This window comes from Brucella haematophila (genome assembly GCF_005938105.1).
Taxonomy (GTDB): Bacteria; Pseudomonadota; Alphaproteobacteria; order Rhizobiales; family Rhizobiaceae; genus Brucella; species Brucella haematophila.
Window position 1 is genome coordinate 1 of sequence record NZ_VCPE01000055.1, and the last position, 1,005, is coordinate 1,005.

The following is a 1,005-nucleotide window of genomic DNA, read 5'->3' on the forward strand; positions in this document are numbered from 1 at the left end:
CTGTCTGGCGCGATATCGCTGGCCTGTAATCCGCTTACAAACGGTACATCAAAGTCCAGGATATATCCGTAGGCAGGTTAACGTAACGGTGCCTATGTGAAGCCGTTCGTCAAGCGGCAGAAAAACGACGCGGCAGACGCCGCGGCGATCGCCGAAGCCGTGCTGCGCCCGAACATGCATTGCGTCGCGGTGAAAAGCGCCGAACATCAGGCACGAGCGGTGACATTCCGAACCCACCAGTGCTTCGTCCGCCAGCGCACGCAGCTGATCAATGCGCTGCGGGGCCACCTGGCCGAGTTCGGTCTGGTCTTCCCGCAAGGGCCGGCCCATCTCAAACAGGCAGCGGCCCTGTTGGAGGACGGGACGACCGAGATCCCCGACACCGTCAAGGAGATGGCTCAACTCTATCTAGATCAGATCGATCTTCTTACGGCGAAGATCGACGCCCTGTCCCTCAAGCTGAGGGACGCTACGAAGGAAAACGTTAAGATGCGGCGTCTGTGCACGGTGCCAGGTGTCGGGCCGGTGACGGCCGGTGCTGTGATGGCGTTTGCTCCCGATCTCCGGACCTTGTCCAGCGGCAGGAACTTTGCCGCCTGGCTCGGCCTCGTGCCGCGGCAGCGATCGACGGGCGGCAAACAGCGCCATGGCGGGGTGAGCAAAATGGGCCAGACTGATATCCGTAAGCTGCTGATCGTCGGTGCCATGAGCCGGATTCGCTGGATCATTCGAAAGGGCGTCATGCCGGACAACTGGCTCGGACAGCTTGTCGGGCGCAAGCCTCGCATGGTCGCGGCCGTCGCCTTGGCGAACAAGATGGCCCGGGTCATATGGGCGATCATGACAAGGGAGCAGAATTACCAAATGGCGTGAGCGGTCACCTCTGTTGGAGGCAACGGCAAACGTCTAGGGTGTTGATTGCCGCTGAGAAGTGACCCGGTTTGGGGTGATATTTCCATTTAGAATTGACCCATGTTTGAACCTTCCCTCGTTTGTTTTTCAGCG

The 1,005-nt window shown here is 59.8% G+C and carries 1 protein-coding gene; it reads left to right on the top strand.

Annotation, left to right across the window (positions count from 1 at the left end; translation table 11 throughout):
* Window positions 1–96: 96 nt before the first annotated feature.
* Window positions 97–873 carry an IS110 family RNA-guided transposase gene (locus FGI60_RS26180; RefSeq protein WP_235889949.1) on the top strand — a complete coding sequence of 259 codons (777 nt, stop codon included), beginning with the start codon at window positions 97–99 and terminating at the stop codon, window positions 871–873.
* The last annotated feature ends 132 nt before the right edge of the window (window positions 874–1,005 follow it).